Below are 14471 nucleotides of genomic sequence, written 5' to 3'. Positions count from 1 at the left end.
ATTAACTATAACTTCTTTAGTACCGCAAAATTAGCCAGCACATGAAGCGTTGTACCCGTACTGGTTTGTATGCCTGTGGTTTGACAAGGCAAAAGCGCATCAACCAGATCGCCGGAAACAGGGCCCGAACTGCCGTCAATAAGCCCGTTCACCTTTACATACTCCAGCGTATAATAACTGTAAGTTAAATTGCTGCTGGAAAGGTATACCGAACTCGTGCCTATCACCTTTTTAATGGCGCAGGGCGCTAAGGAACCGGCCTCGTTGGTATAGGAAACCGCGGTTGTGGTTGCACCGTCAAGCGTAATTGTTTTATTAAATATGTACTGTTTAAACAAATTCGCACTTACAGAATCCGTTAATTGCTGAAGCGTGGTTATCGGGCTTGATAACGTAGCACCATCAACAACGCGCTTAATGGTTATTGTTTTCATTAAGGCGTTAATGGCCATATCTGGCGGTGCAAAAAATGTTTTAGCGTTGTTGATATCATCTTTTAATTTATAAAAATCAATCAACGTAAGCAAGGTATCAAACTGGTGGTATTTGTTATTCTTGAGGTAATCGTAGGTAGAAAACGGTGATACCGCTTTTGCCAGGCCGCCATCGGTCAGGTAGTCGTTCTTTTTGCACGCGCCCATACAAAGCACGAGCAAAAGGGCTACAAGCACGACACCGAAATAATGATTTATCTTTTTCATCTTATGTCTTTTAATGTGTGGATCAATTTACTTTTCCAATCCAAAACGCCGTTTGGATAAGCTTTGAATTGTTAAGGAACAGGTTAGGATCAATAGGCCAGTAGGTTTTACCTGCTGCAAATTCTCCCGGCGATACGTTATCAAACTGCTGCTCTTTTGTTACTCTTTCCAGTCTTATTAAATCAAAGGTTCTGTGGCCTTCTAAAAACAGTTCCCGTCCGCGTTCATCTGCTACGGCCTGGATAACTGCCGCGCCGGTAAGCCCTGTTATTGGGGTGGCATTCCTTTGCCTGCGAACAGTATTGATGAGGGAAAGTGCCGTATTATAATCAGCAGTTGGTCCTGCGCTAAGCGCTTCCGCCTTTAATAATTCGATGTCGGCCAACCTGAATATTACAATGTTGTTCAATGCAACCTTTAGCGTAGGGTTGTTATTAACGGTTTGAATGTTGGTATACTTGATACACTCATAAAAAGATGTGGCACCGCTTGATACCGAAATAAATCCCTTTTTAAAGCGTACATCTGCGGTATCAGTATATAAACTTGTCACTAAACTATTATTAACATGCCAAACCGGAACAGTACTGTTTAAATAAGGCGAAGTGAGCGTTTGTGAAGCGAGGGTGTAATAAACAAATGCATTGTAGCTTTCGGCAAGTGTATTTTGCGAGATCTCAAAAATGCTTTCCTGCGATTGTCCTTTGTAAATATCCATAAATGATGCTGCGGGCATCAGGCTGTATGACCCTGAGTTGATCACCGCGTCGCAGGCGGTGTTACAACCTGCATAATCCCCCAACCATGCATCAATATGGGCAAGCAACGCGTAGGCCGCGCCCTTGTCTGCACGTACAATCCTGTCAGATGAGCCGTTGTCCTTCCAGTTAAGGTATTTTATAGCCAGGTTAACATCTACAATGGCCTGTTTCAATACATCGGCTTTTGCTGTTCTGGCATATTGCTGAGATGCCGTTGCATCGTTATTTTCCAGCACCAAAGGAACATCACCCCAAACCTTTGCCATTGTAAAATAACAAAAGGCCCTGGTAAAGTAAGCTTCGCCCAGGTACTTGTTTTTACGGGCTATCCGTTCTTCATCTGATGTACCTGTAAAAACGGAGGTTGGCATTGCCGATATAAAAAACAGCGCCCGGTTGCTTTGCGCAACGGCGGTATAAAAAGGTGTCCATAACCTTAATTTAAGTAAGGGATTGTCTGTAGCGGTAGAGGCCACGCCAGCGCCAAGGTTAAAGTCAATCACCTTTTGAAAATCTGGCTGATCAGATGAGCTAAATTCGCCCGATGCAAGATCGCCGTAGGCATAATATCCTATCGAAGCGTTAAATGCTCCCCTGATAAGGGAATAGCAAGCCGCTACGCCGGTGTTTGCATCACCATCAGACTGCCAGGTGGTAGCATCTGTGGGGGTACTGATAGGTGTTTGATCCAGAAATTTTTTGCAGGATGTAACCAACAGCACCATGGCCGTTGTACCTATTAATATATATTTTGATTTCATCTCGAGTTCGTTTATTAAAATGTGTTACCTGAAAATGGAATTATTGTGTGGTTATATTACAAGCCTATATTAACACCAAGTGTGAACTTTGCAGCTGTTGGATAAACTGTATTTGATGAACCTGTAGTAGGGTCAACCAATTCCGGATCTGCAATATCTTTTGCTTTTTTCCACATGGCCAGGTTATCGCCCATCACATACACATTAAACCTTGTTAAGCCAATGCTTTTATACCATTTTTCCGGCAGATCATAACCTAGTGTTACATTTTTCAGCTTAACAAAACTGCCATCCTCAACAAAATAATCGTTCCCGATATTCCAGGGATCTTTAACATTGGCCTCGGCGTTGCTGTAAATTAACTTGGCGTACTTGGTTTGCTGACCAGGGCTTTGCCAAAACTGATTTAGTGAATTTACATAGGTTGCCACACCGGCGTTAATGCCATAGCTGCCTATATATTTACTACCGTTCAACGCATCAGAAAGTGCGCCGTTCAATATTTTCCGGCCGAAAACATAGGATGAGAAGAAACTTAAAGTAACCCGTTTGTAACGGAAATTACTGCCAAAACCACCTGTATACTTAGGGTTTGGATTGCCGGCATCATACTTATCATCGTTGTTGATATTGTAATCGCCATTTACATCCACATATCTTGGATCGCCGGCGGTAAGCGGTACGCCGTTGGCCGTCATTTTATTACCGGTGATGGGGTCATAAGGAACTTCGGCATCGGTAGCATACACGCCGTTGCTATGGAACACCCTGTAACTAAATATAGGCTTGCCAAGGGTTAGGGTTTTGTAGAAATAAGGCGCATCAAACAAGAAGTCGCGGTTATTATTTGGCAACTTGGTAACCAGGTTTTTGTTGAATGATATATTGAAGTTAAAATTCCATTGAAAGGCAGACCTTGCTCCTAACACGTTAATATTTGTAGAAAACTCCAGACCCTGGTTGCGCAGATCTACATAATTACCGGAGAGGTACTGGTAACCGCTGGTTGCCTGTGCGGGCACATTATAAAAGAAAACGTCTTTCGAATCTTTACGATACCAATCAACCGTTAAGTTCACACGGCTGTTAAAGAGTTCCACATCGGCACCAAAATCCAATTGCGGATCTTTTTCCCATCGTACGGTAGAACTGGCTTTTGTACCAAAATTATAGAAGTTGTTATAATAAGAAAATGGCGATACCACGCTGGTACCATTATAAGTGCTTGCATTGCCCGATAATACCCCGTAATTATTAATGGTTCCGTTGGTGCCGCCAAAATAACTGGCATCATTTGAAAGGGACTGGTATTTAGAATACCATTGACCCGGATCTTTACCGGTTATACCGTAACTGGCGCGGATCTTGAAAAAGTTAACAACCTTTTTAACCGGTTCAAAAAACGATTCGTCAGAAGCTATCCAGCCTGCTGCTACAGCGGGGAACGTTGCCCAGCGATATTCCGAACTATAAATTGAACTGGCATCCCGGCGAATACTTGCCGTTAACAGGTATTTGCCCGCATAATCGTAATTAAACCGGGCGTAATAAGATTCGGTTGTTTTACGGCCGTAATAGGTAGAGGCATTCAGATTAGTTCCGGCCGGTACAGTTTGTACTGTACTGATGCCAGAAACGGTGATGCCTGCCGCCGATGCATAATTGTAATAATTTTCATAGCTGTAAAGCGCAGCGCCTGCAGCCAGTATAAACCTGTGCTTCCCTACTTGCTTGCTGTACTGTAAAAAGTTTTCGAACGACCAGCTGGGGTTGCTTGTATAAATATCATACGCCGTATTTTGTACGCCATTTAATTCCAGCGGCGAAAAATAGCCGTATTTGTTGGTATAATTTGTTGACCCATAGGTACTGTTAAATACCAGATCGGTCGTTATCTGCTGTTTTAAATTCAGCGAGCCTACAATTGAAAATGCCCTGTCATCATCATAATAACTTTTTTTACCAGTGTATACGTCGTATTGGGTTGGCGTTAATGGCGCAAATGAACTTGGGAAGTTATAGGCATTAAACAGGTAAGCCCCTGCCCCACCTACGCCGTGGCTCTGCCGTTGGGATGACATCAGGAGGTCGGCCGTGATCTCCATTCCTTTAAGCGGCTTTATGGTAAGGTTCAAATGCGGAGAAAACTTCTCCAGACCATAACCATGCAAAACGCCCTGCTCATTATAATGATTAACAGATATACGGTAAGATGTTGTACCGGTAATGGCCGATAAGGCAACGTCCTGGCTGTTTACATAAGATTGTTGCCTAACAAGCAAGCCCTGCCAATCCACATCGTTATTAAACGCCGAATTTAAACTATCGGTAATGGCCAAAGGTATTAAACCCAATTGCCTGTCGCCATAGGTTAGCTGCTGCAATAAGCCCAGTTTAAGTGAGCGCTCGGCGGCACCGGTACTTACCTTGATAAAATTGGGAGCAGTTACCATACCCGCATATGCAGAAATTGATACCTGCGGTTTACCTGCCTTGGCCGATTTAGTTTTAACTATGATTACACCATTACCAGCCCTGGCGCCATATATAGCTGCTGCCGATGCATCTTTCAAAACATCGATAGACTCAATATCATTTGGGTTGATTAACGACAGCGGATTGTTGTTGCCATAGGCCGACCCAATGGCATTAACATCGAAAATAACGCCATCTATTACATATAAAGGCCCGGTGTTGCCTCCGTTTGCGTTACCAAAATCAATATTGGCCGAACCGCGGATAACTATACTGGTTTTTGCGCCAAGCTCTCCTGAACTTGACAACACACTTACGCCCGCCAAACGCCCCTGCAGCATCTGGTCGAAACTGGCCTCGGGTATATTTGCAATATCCTTTCCGTTTAATGAGGATATAGCTGCGGTTACCTCACGCCTGTTTTGTTTCTGGTAACCTACCACAACCACGTCTGACAGTGAATTTTCTTCAATTTGTAAGACAACAGTCAGCGGTTTATCAGTTACCTTGAGTTCCTGGCGTCTAAAGCCTATCAGGCTGATGGTAATGGCATTTGAAGTACCTTTTAATTTGAGCTTAAAATCTCCATTAGCATCTGTAACGGCTCCGTTTCCCGGCATGCCTTTTTCGGCAACAGTTACTCCCGGGAGGATTTTGCCTTCGCTATCCTTAACCTGCCCGGTAGCTGTGCCATTGGTTTGCGCTTGTGCCACACCTATCAAGGCGCTGAACAAGTAGCATAACGTGAGGAAGAGTATACGTTTTCCCATTTTGTTGTAGTTTAATTTGATTGTTTTTTAGTGAATAATTTAATAGCAGATAGTTAGTACTTAACTATCTTTTGGTGGTGTATTTTATTGTAAAACTCAGTTCATATAAGTAGATTATTTAAATTGTTTATAGTTCAGTTTGGGCATGTAAAAGCGGCCACCTGGTTATTCATTAGGCACAGGTAATCAATAAGATGTAATGCTTTATATGTTTTTAATCGGCCCGTTGTAAGCCAGTAATAATTTGCTGTTAACCAAATGTAATCAGATATGTAAGCGGCATTTATTAGGAAATTACCCGTTGATAATTACATTTTGCAAAGCGGAGAAATAATACACTTTTTTGCCCCTTAAATATTCAATTGGCGGCAATACAAAACAAAAAACACGTGGATTTCTAAAAAAACGGGAAGACTGACGATACAGGAAAGAAGGAATGGGAATAACAATTCAATTTACGCTAATTATGGCGTATTTTTAACCAAAAATTGGCAAAACACCTCCATTTAGCATAATAACAGTTACAAAACGCTCAGATTTGGGAAGGAAATTAAAGAGAACGCGGCTCCTGAGGGAAGCAGAAGCGTGGAGAAAATCACACTGAATTAACACGGAGATAACCCGTATCGTTTCAAAAAAAGAGGCCGCTCAACAATTGAAAGCGGCCATCTTTTACTGAATATTAATTAACCAACTATTAACTTAAATCAAATAAATTATTATTCAATATGGGTTATGCATTTAGCTTGCAACGCGGCCCATTGTTACCACGTTGTTGTGGTAGTTTTCCAGGTAGCCTTTTGGCGATATGCCTATTACCACTTTAAAAACCCGGTTAAAATTTGTGATGCTTTTAAACCCGCACTTGTAGGCTACGGTGTTGATATTTTCAAACCGGTGTGCAATAAGTTTTTTGCAGGCTTCATTGATGCGTACCTCGTTTAAAAAGGTTACAAAGGTATGCCCGGTATGTTTTTTAAAGTACCTGCAAAATGATTCTGGTGTCATAAACGCAACCTTGGCAACATCATCCAGCGTTAATTCTTTACTGTAATGCTGCATGATATAGTTATAAATGCCACCAATCCTAATCCCTTCATTATCGGTAATTGAAGGTAAATTGCCATAAGTACACAATGGTTCTGGCTTGTTATTAACGGTGGCCATGGCTTTCATCAGTTCAAAAAAAGCAACAAGCTGATCCAGACCACCTTTTTTCTCTAAATTTATCATGGCCTGGGATATATTGTCTGCCAGGTATGCCGGAACTTTAAACCCTTCCTGGTGCTGCTGTATAAAGGTGCTGTATTGCTTCATTTCGGGCAGGTTGAAGATATGGGTAAGCTTGCCTTCGGCATTGAAAAATATCGTCAGGGCCTTTACTTCTTTTCCAGAATCGGCGACAAAATATTCGGGATTGCTTTTAAATACATGGGGCATATTAGCTCCGATAAGAAAAATGTCGCCGGCAGCGTAATCATGCATATTGTTACCGGCAATTAACACACCCTCCCCTTTTTGAATCCATGTAAGCTGAATTTCTTTATGGCGATGCAAATATGGATAATGATAGGCTTGACAAACTTTTTCCGCGATTACACTTTTGTCATAAGGTACGGGAATAGTAAATTGTAATACTTTCATAGCTACATGATTAATTAGTGTTCAATTTACAATCATTTTTCACTAAAAAGCAAATACTAACAACTAATGGATAAATTATGGCAACAAATTGTTAAAATCCGATCATAATTAAGCATAATTCGGCAGATTAATGCTTATTATACATAATAATTGTCAATAAAACAATAAAATAACATTTGGAAGACAAAACCTTTCCAGGTACTAACACCAACAGGTTGTGCTTAGGTTTATTTCATAAAAAAATCAACATTATAATTCGGTAACATATCGCTACTCAGCCGGCAATGGCTCCACATGAATATTATCAAACAAATTATGGTTGTAGGTACTTGCAATGAAGGCCATACCCCTTAAACCAGATTTATTTGTAACGGTTGTCATTTTTTTGCCATCCACCAATCCGGTAACCTGGTCACCTTTCATTTCCAGGCGCAGATGATGCCAATTCGCGGGTTGAAATTCCTCAATTTGGCCCGAATCAATCGTGAGGTATTGCCAGTTTAGTTGCCACCTGCCATCACGGGTAAGTATCCAGCGAAAGCCCAGTTTATCTCTATCGGCATAACGTCCGCCTATCTCAACATCACCACCTTCAAGTAAAACATCACCGTCGATGCTATAATTTTGCCAATTAACGTCGCCAAATAATGAGTGCGGTTTCAATAACCAGTTGTTATACCATAAAATCCCTTGATCGGGAACTATCTGTGCCAGGCACATTCCCCCATTAGGGTACTGGTAGGTTTCAAAAGTACCTTTCTGATCAGAGAAGTATCGTGGTGTTTGGCCAGGGGAATAGCTGCTAAAATTCTCTGTATATGGAAATGGAAACGGCTTACTTTCTGGCGGAGTACCAAATGAACCTTTTGTTTGTCCGGTGGTGCTGGTTAAGGTATAAATTGCATCTGGTTCCAATGCTATTTCAATAGTATTCTTATTTAACCGCAGTGGCTTTTGTTTGATAAACTGCTCTTTTTCGGTTGATTTCCATAAATAAACAGGCCCGTTTTTAAGTTCTTTACCAATATTTAGCTTTACTTTTCTTTTTTCGCCGGTAACCATAACCACCGACCAATCGCCTGTTTTTGGATTTCGCAAAGAAACATAACTACCGCGCCAGGTAGCAGGGTCAAACTGACCGCAAGCGTTGTCCATATATACCCAACCGGGTTCAGCAAATTGAGTGGTATGGGCAATGGTCCATACCGATGGCCATATGGTATAATGACCACTCCATGGAGAATCAGCCTGGAGTGCTCCGGTACTGGCCCAAATAATTTGGTCATAAATACCATCAACAGGGCACCAGATCTCAAACTTTGTTATGCGGTCACGGGTGTAAAGTTTGTTCATTACGCGGGCCAAATAAAGAGCGCCTTTACCGCCCCATTCCTCCCCTGACTGGCTCCACTCCTCGCTTGCCCATAGCGGTTTACCTGACTGTTTGGCTTTTTCAGTAGCGTTGTGACCTGTCTTCTGGTCTATTTCCCAGGGTTCACGACCGTCTATATAATGATAACCTACAGCATTAATGAGGTTGTTAAGTTTAGGGTCCTTTTCTAATTTATCAAATACCTGCCAAAACTCGCTGTCATCATCAGGAGCCTGAAGCTTCACTTTTGAAAAACCATGAGCATCTAACGTTGGCCGTAAATTATTAGCTATCCAGTTTAAATCGGTTCCATTTTCATTTTGGGCAGCAGAAATCCAATTTATATCCAGTCCATAGTGCTTCCTTGCAGTTTCCAAAAAAGCAACAAACCAATCGGCAGATTCCTGCGAAAAACGATTGCCAACCCAGCTTGGATATCCCCAGGGAAGACAATCCAATACTACATTCGGGTTGCGTTTGCGCGCTTCGGCCATCAACCAAAACTCATACCCCCGGGGCTTAGGGTCAAGTAGTTCATCGCGCGTAATAGCATGGGAAGGTTCACTGCCGCAAGTAGAATTTTCGCCACTACCTATTTCAACTTTAAGATGCTGAAACCCTGCACCAAATTTTGGTTTAAATAAAAAATCAAGCACCTCAGACCGTTGCTTTTCAGGATAATCAACCAGATTACGACTGGAAGCTCCGGCACTTACAGCTCCGACCCCTTCAAATACTCTTCCTTTATCATTTACATTTAAAGAAATTGTTGTTTGGGCATTAATGTTCGACAGCATTGCCAACATTGTCGCAAGGCAAAATATATGTTTTTTCATCGGAATATAATTGGGAGTTTAATGTAATATTAAAAAAATGGATTCAAAAAGCGACGGCAACATTTGTTATTTTGTGGAAAGGTAACTTACATTATATTAATGGGCCCATTCATTGGATACTTACCATATTTGTTTTTTTCGGACAGCATCCATATGGTCTTGAATCAGTTAAAGTATTCGGATTTTAATGCTATTTAGGCATAACTTTCCCTCCGATTATTGATAAGAACCTGCATAATTATTCAAATCTGATGTTGGCACTATGGCGCCAAATCAAAACATACAACATTGTACATATTCATGCTTGGCGGAACCTTTTCTCTCTGTTATCTTGCTTGATTGCGTTACCACGCGATGGTCCTATTATCGTGTCTCCATGGGTAACTTTGGGCCCCTATTCTTTAAAAAACAGAAATAATAAAACAAAATGGGTTATCCATGAATTATTGAGCAAACCTATTTTAAACGGTGCCGTTTCTATGTAACAACGCGGCATGAAGGTTTTGTTATTTCAAATGGTACAAAATACAGGATCATTAACCTGATCCCGAATTTTGTCAAACTATCAAACGGACTATCAAGCGTTTATCATCATCAAGGTGAGATATTTAAAATTATTTTCTTATATGGGTGGGAAAGAAAAAGGACTTGATCTACTGATAGGGGCTCTACTGCTGGTAAATTGCAGCTATTCTTTAACCGCTGTTGGTAGCGGCGATAACTGTATGTTGCTGACCTGAAAAAAAGCTGCCGCCAATGGCGGCGGCGCCCATATCCTCTTCTAATAAGATTGACGGACTGATGTTAACGCTTAGGATTGCCCAGCTCGCATACCAGCAAATGAAAAAATCTCTGCTATTTATATTGAAGGTAAATGGTAAACCTAAACAAAATCCATAGTTAACGACTAAACTGATGAAACACATTAACCATTTTCCTTATTTAAGTACAATCGCGGCACTTGAAGATTTTGATCGGAACGGTGATTAAGACACCCAACCGATTTTCACACAATATCGCGTACTTTAATTATATTTTTAACGCGCAATAATTTAAATATGACCCACATGCTCACATAGCTCCAGAAAACAGAATTAACCAGAAATTCGAAGCTGAGGCCGCGCCAAAAAACCTGAAAAAGGCCGCTAAAAATCAACGCACAACCCATGACATAGCCTCCGAATAATTTCTCGGCCCTGATGGATATCAATTGTGCTAATGCTCCATATACAAAAAGACAGATCAATATCCCGCCTGCCCCATAGGAGAGATAAGCGTCGACAATCACCGCGGGCTTTGCGGATGCACTGGAACCTCGGTTAATTACGTTGGCATTGTACACCCTTTCCATAATAAGATCCTCGGTTATGGGTTTCGTTGGCCAGAAAAAACGCGGAACAATCGCAATAAGAGATTGCTTTACAAGTTGTAGTTTGTAAAATGCTACATCATCAGGCGTCGATTTCACATAATGGGTAAACATATCTATTTCACTCAGTCTGTAAACCAGAAAACCCCAGTTCGTTTCATCCATGGAATCTCCGTTCAAAGCCTCGTCTAACGCAATCCGCGAAGCATTGTCCGACGATTCCTCTCCTGAGTTAGTGCTACCCCGGAAACTATTTACATAAGAAGGAAGGAAAAGAAATAAAATAAGTAATAAAGGAATAAACGTGACGACCACCATCTTTTTGTAACTTGGATACAAAAAAACACCCAGCACCACCACACTGATAATGATCGGCTCCTTAAACCCGGAAAGCAAAGCGCTATAAAAATTAAAAGCATACAAAATCAGACAAAGCGATAGATTGGCCAACTTTTGCATTGGCAAGGCAAAGGCAAGTGCCAGCGTGCCAGCTATAAAACTTAAAGAATTTAGTTGAAAGTAAAATTGCGATAATCCGGGTGATGCTAAAAATAGCAGAGAAAGTGGGTAAGCGACCAATGCTATGGTGAGAAGAAGATTAGCCACCTTTTGCTTTTCAATATAATATTTTGACATAACCGGATACTTCATAAACACCAGTATGCCAGTAACTAAAGCAGCATGCCCCAGACAATAATAACGCTGGCATTGCGCGATGAGCGCTAACGCATCCTCGTTAATTGGCAGGGACTGCTGGGAATAATAGTAACCCAGATTACTCCAAAAATAAAAAATAGAGGTACAACTCATATACCCGGCAAAGATAATCTGCACCAGGAAGACAGGCCGCATCAGTTGGTCTGACACAGGACGGTCAGAAGGTAGTGGCTTGATCCTTCCTGTGAGCACAACAAAAAAGATAAAAAATGAACCAGACCATGCAATCAAATAAGAAGCAATGGGAACAAAATCAAATAGAGATGCTAACGTAAAAGGAGCAAAAAGAATGAAATACTTAAATACTTGGTGATGACTGGAAAATTGTGATCTGATATCGTCTGCACGTTGCAATCTCATAGATTATTAAAATTAGTGATTTGTTCGCGGATACTTTAATAATACTTGTTCTATTGCTTCTGCTACACGCTTAAAGGTCCACTCCTTGATGGTCAACAACGATTGTTGACCCAAAATTGCCAGTTCCCTTTTTTTCACCAGTAAATCAGTTAATGCCTGCCTGAACGTTACGAGGTCACCGGCTTTGAAAACAACACCATTATGCGCTGAAACAAGGTCGACACCACAGCCTACTTTATCAGAAACGATTATAGGTTTACCGCAGGCCATGGCTTCATTTACTGCCAGTCCCCATGTTTCTCCGGGGCCACTGGATGGCAGGCAAAAAATATCACAAGCCTGATATAATACCGGCATTGCGGACTGGTTCTGAAAATCAAGAAAATGAACTTGTTCCTTACCTTTCGCTTTTAATTGTAACATCGGGGCCAAAGAACCGCTCCCGACAAAAAGAAGATGACAATTTTCAGGATTCAAAGACAAGAAAGTTTCCATCAGTAACATTGTGCCTTTTTTGGGTTCTAATTTACCAGCAAATAAAATCAGGATTTCGTCTGTCCTTATTTTAAGCTTTATCCGTAGGTTTTCCGCTTCCCCCAGCCTTGGCTGGGCAAAACGATTATTATCCACAGCGTGTGGAGCAAAACTAAGCTGCTCCTCTTTCAAACCATATTTTTTAAAATATGCTTTATTGTTTGTTCCAACAAAAAACGCATGATCAATATGTCGGTACACCCACTTCAGAAATGTCGTTTTCATCAACCGCTTGATAAACAAAGAAGATTCATCAAGTAGCGTGGAGTCTCCCCGAAAATAAACCGGTAAACGACCATGGTACCTGCGGATCACTTGGAGATGACTGTGATATGCCCATCCGAAAACAAGAATGGCATCCGGCGCAAAGTCTGCCAATTGCCTGGTTAGCCCGGGGGTTATAATCCCCATGAAGTGATGAGAACCCGGATCGGTTGCTGTATTTTTAACCCATTCAAACGGATAACCTTCCAGCAGGGGAATATCCCAGTCTACAACTCTCGAGAAGCCTGGGTCATGTTTATTCAACGAATCGCTACCCCAGGTATAATATACCTTGATATCGATATTGCCCCGTTCGTGAAGTAAACGGAATACCGGCGCATAATACTGAATAGGGTGCGTAGTGATAATAGCAAGTTTCTTCACTTGTTCGTAAAATTTCCTATCAATAAAAAGGGTTTTTCCAACAACCTGTAACTGAATAAAGAAATTGGATAAAGTAAAAAATCGCTACAGGCTGTCGCAATCAATAGTCCCAAAATGTCATAAAATAAAAAAATGAGTAAATATGTTACTACCTGAAAAAACAAGGCTCGTAAAATACAAATTATAAGATAATACCCCAGAGCAGCTAAAACAACAAACCGTCAAGCGTTCGTATCTGTTTTTTCAAAATGTTCAAGGACCTTCATAAATAAATCAACCTGTTTTCCTGTAAGGTTTTTTGCACTGAAATTTTCAAAACCCGGCCGTAAGTGAATCGGCTTAAATTCTTTATTAGCCCATTTAGTGAGGATTCTGCTAATTCTGCTGACAGCATCCGCCTTGTCAAAAATAACTATTTCTGTGCCGTCTGCACTATTACGGAGCACTTCAGTTGCCGGACTCCGTGTGTTAAACACTGCGAGCATGGCTTTTTGGGTAAGCAAGTATGGATAAATCTTCGACGGGGTGTAAGCCGGATCATCAGAGCCCGGAAGGAATAATGCATCCGCGTCTTTAAGGGTCACCAACGCATGATAATAACTGATGCGGTCTGTTGATTCTGAAACCAGTTCCTGCAAACCCATGCTTTCTGCAAGGGGGTAAATTGTAGGCACGCCTTTTCCTTTTGCAGCATAACTCGTACCGATAAAATGAAACCTGAACTTGCCGAACAGTTCAGGTTGACTTAAAAGCCCCGCTTGAAGCGCTTTAAAAACAGGTTCGACGGCCTTATGCATATCCATTCCACCCCGGCCGATATAAACTATATTGATAAAGCCTTCAATTAAAAGTTTCGGAAAACTATCTCTGTTAGCTACGGCTATTTCTATATCAGGCGCGAAAGCCCCAAAGGTAATAACTGATTCAGGGATAGATTTGATGATGGGATATCGTGCTTTTAGGTCGTCAATATATTTTTGAGAAACAGCGATCAGCCCATTACTATGTTTAAGGGTCACCTGTTCCAGGAATTTATTCATACGGTAGGAAAACCAGTACTTAGGGGGCCACTGATCACGGGGCTTATCTTGATAATAATCTGAGTGCCAAGGGTCTTGCATATCGATAACATAAGGTATCTGAAACTTTTTTTTCCACCATACGCACATTACACAAACTGGAAATTGCGTAGATGAAAAGTATATCAAATCATAATGATTATCTTTTAATAACTTATCTACCATTTTCTTGTAAAAAAACATAGATCGTAAGGCGATACTCCCTAAACCGAACTTGGCCGTCCATTTTCGCGATAAAGCCGCCACCTTGTAAACTATTGTGCCTGCAGGTATGCTTTGCAGTAATAACTCATCCTTAGACATTTCCGAGTAGTCTTCATGAACCACCACCACATCGGCGTTCCAGCCAAACTCTTGAAAATAAGGCAGGCTGGTTCTTACCCTCTGCATATCCGGGGTATTAGAAGGTGGAAAGTAAGGGGAAATAATCAATACCCTTTTCAA

9 protein-coding genes are annotated in these 14471 nt (G+C 41.4%); all 9 read right to left on the bottom strand.

Annotated elements, in window-relative coordinates; translation table 11 throughout:
• Positions 1 to 5: 5 nt before the first annotated feature.
• The 9 genes from BLS59_RS10120 to BLS59_RS10075 all read right to left on the bottom strand — a co-directional run bounded on the left by BLS59_RS10120 (position 6) and on the right by BLS59_RS10075 (position 14471).
• Positions 6 to 701, bottom strand: a complete 696-nt coding sequence (locus tag BLS59_RS10120) for a hypothetical protein (protein WP_091148584.1) — start codon at positions 699 to 701, stop codon at positions 6 to 8.
• Between the two features lie 22 nt (positions 702 to 723).
• Positions 724 to 2223, bottom strand: a complete 1500-nt coding sequence (locus tag BLS59_RS10115; protein WP_091148581.1) for a RagB/SusD family nutrient uptake outer membrane protein — start codon at positions 2221 to 2223, stop codon at positions 724 to 726.
• Positions 2224 to 2279: 56 nt separating this feature from the next.
• Positions 2280 to 5468, bottom strand: coding sequence for a SusC/RagA family TonB-linked outer membrane protein (locus tag BLS59_RS10110; protein ID WP_091148579.1), 3189 nt, complete (start codon positions 5466 to 5468; stop codon positions 2280 to 2282).
• Positions 5469 to 6209: 741 nt separating this feature from the next.
• Positions 6210 to 7112: an AraC family transcriptional regulator gene (locus BLS59_RS10105; RefSeq protein WP_091148577.1), complete on the bottom strand. Its 903-nt coding sequence runs from the start codon at positions 7110 to 7112 to the stop codon at positions 6210 to 6212.
• 270 nt (positions 7113 to 7382) lie between these two features.
• Positions 7383 to 9320 (bottom strand): glycoside hydrolase family 30 protein, encoded by a 1938-nt coding sequence (locus tag BLS59_RS10100; protein ID WP_091148575.1) that lies wholly within the window; start codon positions 9318 to 9320, stop codon positions 7383 to 7385.
• Between the two features lie 695 nt (positions 9321 to 10015).
• A complete protein-coding gene (locus BLS59_RS10090; RefSeq protein ID WP_091148571.1) occupies positions 10016 to 10246 on the bottom strand; it encodes a hypothetical protein in 231 nt (76 codons plus the stop codon).
• Between the two features lie 80 nt (positions 10247 to 10326).
• Positions 10327 to 11766: an exosortase Y-associated Wzy-like protein gene (locus tag BLS59_RS10085; RefSeq protein ID WP_091148568.1), complete on the bottom strand. Its 1440-nt coding sequence runs from the start codon at positions 11764 to 11766 to the stop codon at positions 10327 to 10329.
• 12 nt (positions 11767 to 11778) lie between these two features.
• Positions 11779 to 12948: a glycosyltransferase family 4 protein gene (locus BLS59_RS10080; protein WP_091148566.1), complete on the bottom strand. Its 1170-nt coding sequence runs from the start codon at positions 12946 to 12948 to the stop codon at positions 11779 to 11781.
• Between the two features lie 221 nt (positions 12949 to 13169).
• Positions 13170 to 14471: a glycosyltransferase gene (locus BLS59_RS10075; protein WP_240315207.1), complete on the bottom strand. Its 1302-nt coding sequence runs from the start codon at positions 14469 to 14471 to the stop codon at positions 13170 to 13172.

Source organism: Mucilaginibacter pineti (assembly GCF_900101875.1).
Classification (GTDB): domain Bacteria; phylum Bacteroidota; class Bacteroidia; order Sphingobacteriales; family Sphingobacteriaceae; genus Mucilaginibacter; species Mucilaginibacter pineti.
Note: the sequence above shows the minus strand (reverse complement) of the source record. Positions and strands in the feature narration are given on the sequence as shown.

Bases quoted from the DNA above. Each gene is read 5' to 3' on its own strand.
- BLS59_RS10100 (WP_091148575.1), bottom strand. From the start codon at position 9,320: ATGAAAAAACATATATTTTGCCTTGCGACAATGTTGGCAATGCTGTCG.
- BLS59_RS10110 (WP_091148579.1), bottom strand. From the start codon at position 5,468: ATGGGAAAACGTATACTCTTCCTCACGTTATGCTACTTGTTCAGCGCC.
- BLS59_RS10085 (WP_091148568.1), bottom strand. From the start codon at position 11,766: ATGAGATTGCAACGTGCAGACGATATCAGATCACAATTTTCCAGTCAT.
- BLS59_RS10120 (WP_091148584.1), bottom strand. From the start codon at position 701: ATGAAAAAGATAAATCATTATTTCGGTGTCGTGCTTGTAGCCCTTTTG.
- BLS59_RS10090 (WP_091148571.1), bottom strand. From the start codon at position 10,246: ATGTGTTTCATCAGTTTAGTCGTTAACTATGGATTTTGTTTAGGTTTA.
- BLS59_RS10105 (WP_091148577.1), bottom strand. From the start codon at position 7,112: ATGAAAGTATTACAATTTACTATTCCCGTACCTTATGACAAAAGTGTA.
- BLS59_RS10115 (WP_091148581.1), bottom strand. From the start codon at position 2,223: ATGAAATCAAAATATATATTAATAGGTACAACGGCCATGGTGCTGTTG.